General features: G+C 61.5%; 4 protein-coding genes. 2 read left to right on the forward strand and 2 right to left on the reverse strand.

Going from position 1 to position 3,656, the window contains the following annotated elements:
- Both rnt and pyrC read right to left on the reverse strand, forming a co-directional pair.
- The coding region (gene rnt / locus DBR18_RS27485) for a ribonuclease T (protein WP_108592701.1) at positions 1-597 on the reverse strand (597 nt) is incomplete at its 3' end.
- The gene (gene pyrC, locus DBR18_RS27490; protein WP_108592702.1) at positions 594-1,640 is read right to left on the reverse strand and encodes a dihydroorotase; all 1,047 of its coding nucleotides are present in this window, start codon (positions 1,638-1,640) and stop codon (positions 594-596) included. The genes rnt and pyrC, both read right to left, overlap by 4 nt.
- Before the next feature lie 160 nt (positions 1,641-1,800).
- On the opposite strand from pyrC, the gene DBR18_RS27495 reads away from it, so the two are divergent.
- Positions 1,801-2,709 carry an OmpA family protein gene (locus tag DBR18_RS27495; RefSeq protein WP_108592703.1) on the forward strand — a complete coding sequence of 303 codons (909 nt, stop codon included), beginning with the start codon at positions 1,801-1,803 and terminating at the stop codon, positions 2,707-2,709.
- A gap of 129 nt (positions 2,710-2,838) precedes the next feature.
- Positions 2,839-3,656: argininosuccinate synthase (locus tag DBR18_RS27500; RefSeq protein WP_108592704.1), on the forward strand; the 818-nt coding region annotated here is incomplete at its 3' end.

Consider the following 3,656-nt stretch of genomic DNA (forward strand, 5'->3'; position numbering starts at 1 on the left):
GTCGTAACGCGCCGAATGCGCTTCACGGCCGTCGAAGTCGATGTCGGCGGCCTGACAGGCTTTTGCCAGCACGGTTTGACCATAGGCCAGACCGGCCAGCGTGGCGGTGTCGAAGCTGGAGAAGGGATGAAACGGGTTGCGCTTCATGTCCAGACGCGCAACCGCGGCATTCAGGAAGCCGAGGTCGAAGCTGCTGTTGTGCCCGACCAGAATCGCCCGCTTGCAGCCGTTTGCCTTCAGTGCCTTGCGAATGCCACGGAAAATGTCGGTCAGCGCGGTTTCTTCGCTGACGGCCATGCGCAGCGGGTGATCGAGCTTGATCCCGGTGAATTCCAGCGCTGCCGCTTCAATGTTCGCGCCTTCAAACGGCTCGACGCGGAAGAAGTAGGTGTGGTCCGGATAAACAAAACCCTTTTCGTCCATGGCGATGGTGGTCGCGGCAATCTCCAGCAGAGCATCGGTGGCCGAGTTGAAGCCACCGGTCTCTACATCGACGACAACCGGCAGGTAGCCGCGAAAACGCGCTGCCATTGGATGACGGGAACCGCCGCCGCCACCTTGACCGTCCAGTTCGTCGTCGAAATGGTCTTCACTCACGCGTGTTCCTCCAGCAGGCGCCAGCGCAGTTTTTCACCGGCGCGCAGCGGGATAACGTTCAGCTCGCCGAAGGGCAGGCTGGTCGGGGCGGTCCATTCTTCGCGAACCAGGGTGATGCGATCGGTGTTGGCTGGCAGGCCGTAGAAGCGCGGACCGTTGAGGCTGGCGAATGCCTCGAGCTTGTCCAGTGCATTACGCTGCTCGAACGCTTCGGCATACAACTCGATGGCGGCATACGCGGTGTAGCAGCCGGCGCAGCCGCAGGCGGCTTCCTTGGCGTGCTGGGCGTGCGGTGCCGAATCGGTCCCGAGGAAGAACTTGGCGCTGCCGCTGGTGGCGGCGTCGAGCAGGGCTTCCTGATGAGTATTGCGCTTGAGGATCGGCAGGCAGTAGAAGTGCGGCCGGATTCCGCCCACCAGCATGTGGTTGCGGTTGTACAGCAGGTGATGCGCGGTGATGGTTGCGCCGACGTTGGCCGAAGCCTCGTTGACGAACTGCACGGCGTCGCCGGTGGTGATGTGTTCGAACACCACTTTGAGCGTCGGGAAACGCTCGACGACACGGCGCATGTGCTCATCGATGAAAATCTTTTCGCGGTCGAAAACGTCGACATCGCCACGGGTGACCTCGCCGTGGATCAGCAGCGGCATGCCGACTTCGGCCATGGCCTCCAGCGCCGGAAAGATCTTGTCGATGCTGGTGACTCCGGAATCGGAGTTGGTGGTGGCGCCGGCCGGGTACAGCTTGGCGGCGTGCACGAAACCGCTGGCCTTGGCCTCACGAATTTCTTCGGGCCGGGTGCGGTCGGTGAGGTACAGCACCATCAGCGGTTCGAAGCGACTGCCGGCCGGGCGGGCAGCGAGAATCCGCTGGCGATAGCCATCGGCTTCAGCGGCGTTGCGCACCGGTGGTACCAGGTTGGGCATGATGATGGCGCGGCCAAAGGTGCGCGCCACATCGGCAACGGTATTGGTCAACACGGCACCATCGCGAAGATGAATGTGCCAGTCGTCGGGACGCAGCAGGGTCAGGCGGTCGGACATGAGGGGATTCCAGGCGGGTCAAACTGAGGGGAATGCTACCGGAAAAGACTCTTGCAGGCACTCGCTATCAAGTTTTGCGAGAACCTTCCGATATCCCGTAGGTATGCCGTAAACATAGTGTGAATCGGTCTTTGTGTTACAGAAGCCAATGGAGCCTCCCGTGCGCCAGCGATATTTAGCCTTGCTCAGTGTGTTTGCCAGCCTTCCCGCGATGGCGCTCACCTACCAGACGCGTCTGGAGAACATTGAGTGGACGGTCGAGGGCGACAAGTTCGAGTGCCGCCTGACCCAGCCGATCACCGATTTCGGCTCGGGTCAGTTCGTGCGCAAGGCCGGCGAGCAGGCGATCTTTCGCCTCAATGCCTACAACGCCATGCTCGGCGGTGGTTCGGCGACCTTGCTCGCTGCGGCCGCGCCTTGGCAGCCGGGGCGCAACGACATCAACCTGGGCAGCGTCAGGATCGGCACCGGCAACGTGCTGTTCAACAGTTCGCAATCCCAGGCCGGCGGGCTGATCAGCGGTTTGCTCGACGGTCGCAGCCCGGTGGTGCGCCGTGCGTCCGGCGATGGCCGGGTTTCGGAAGTGCGTCTGCTGCCGGTGAAGTTCAGCAAGGCGTTCAACGATTACCAGACCTGCGTGGCGAAACTCTTGCCGCAGAATTTTGACCAGATCAAACAATCGCAGGTCGGTTTTCCGGGTGAAGGCACTGATCTGGACTCCGCCGCGCGCGCCAGGCTGCAGGTGATGCTGGACTTCATGAAGGCCGATCCGACGGTCAATCACATCGAACTGGACGGTTACTCCGACAACAGCGGCAACCGTCTGACCAACCGTGAACTGTCGCGCCGTCGCGCGCTGGCAGTGGTCGACTTCTTCAAGGCCAACGGCATCGCCGAATCGCAGATCACCGTGCGTTTCCACGGCGAGCAATACCCGCTGGTGCCGAACAACAATGCGGCCAACCGGGCGAAGAATCGCCGGGTCAGCGTGAAGCTTGCGCGTGTGGCACCGACCACCGCGCCAGCACCGCAAGCCAGTACGCCGGCCAACGCTGCAGCGACTTCCTGACCCACTGGTCATCGTCGCGCTCTCGACAGATTCTGTCGCTTTGTCGTCTTAAGCTGTCGCGCCTCTGTAAATTATCGGATTTGAGCGGTAGACTCCTCGGCTTTCCGTAGAACCCCGTGGAGTGATGGCATGGCGGACGTAAACAAGGTCGTTCTGGCGTATTCCGGCGGCCTGGACACTTCGGTGATCCTCAAGTGGCTGCAGGATACTTATAACTGTGAAGTGGTGACCTTCACCGCTGACCTGGGTCAGGGCGAAGAGGTCGAGCCGGCTCGCGCCAAGGCTCAGGCCATGGGCGTCAAAGAAATCTACATCGACGACCTGCGCGAAGAATTCGTGCGTGACTTCGTGCTCCCGATGTTCCGCGCCAACACCGTTTACGAAGGCGAGTACCTGCTGGGTACTTCCATCGCACGTCCGCTGATCGCCAAACGCCTGATCGAAATCGCCAACGAAACCGGCGCCGACGCCATTTCCCATGGTGCCACCGGCAAGGGCAACGACCAGGTGCGTTTCGAACTGGGCGCCTACGCGCTCAAGCCAGGCGTGAAAGTGATTGCGCCATGGCGTGAGTGGGACCTGCTGTCGCGCGAGAAGCTGATGGACTACGCCGAGAAGCACGCGATCCCGATCGAGCGTCACGGCAAGAAGAAGTCCCCGTACTCGATGGACGCCAACCTGCTGCACATCTCCTATGAAGGCGGCGTGCTTGAAGACACCTGGACCGAGCACGAAGAAGACATGTGGCGCTGGACCGTCTCCCCGGAGAAGGCTCCCGACACCCCGCAATACCTGGAACTGACCTACCGTAACGGCGACATCGTTGCGCTGGACGGCGTCGAAATGACTCCGGCCACCGTACTGGCGACGTTGAACAAGATCGGCGGTGCCCACGGTATCGGCCGTCTCGACATCGTTGAAAACCGTTATGTCGGCATGAAGTCCCG

The sequence above is a fragment of the Pseudomonas sp. HMWF021 genome, assembly GCF_003061005.1.
Taxonomy (GTDB): Bacteria; Pseudomonadota; Gammaproteobacteria; order Pseudomonadales; family Pseudomonadaceae; genus Aquipseudomonas.

Coding starts and splice junctions, on each gene's coding strand:
- pyrC (WP_108592702.1), bottom strand. CDS start 1,640: ATGTCCGACCGCCTGACCCTGCTGCGTCCCGACGACTGGCACATTCAT.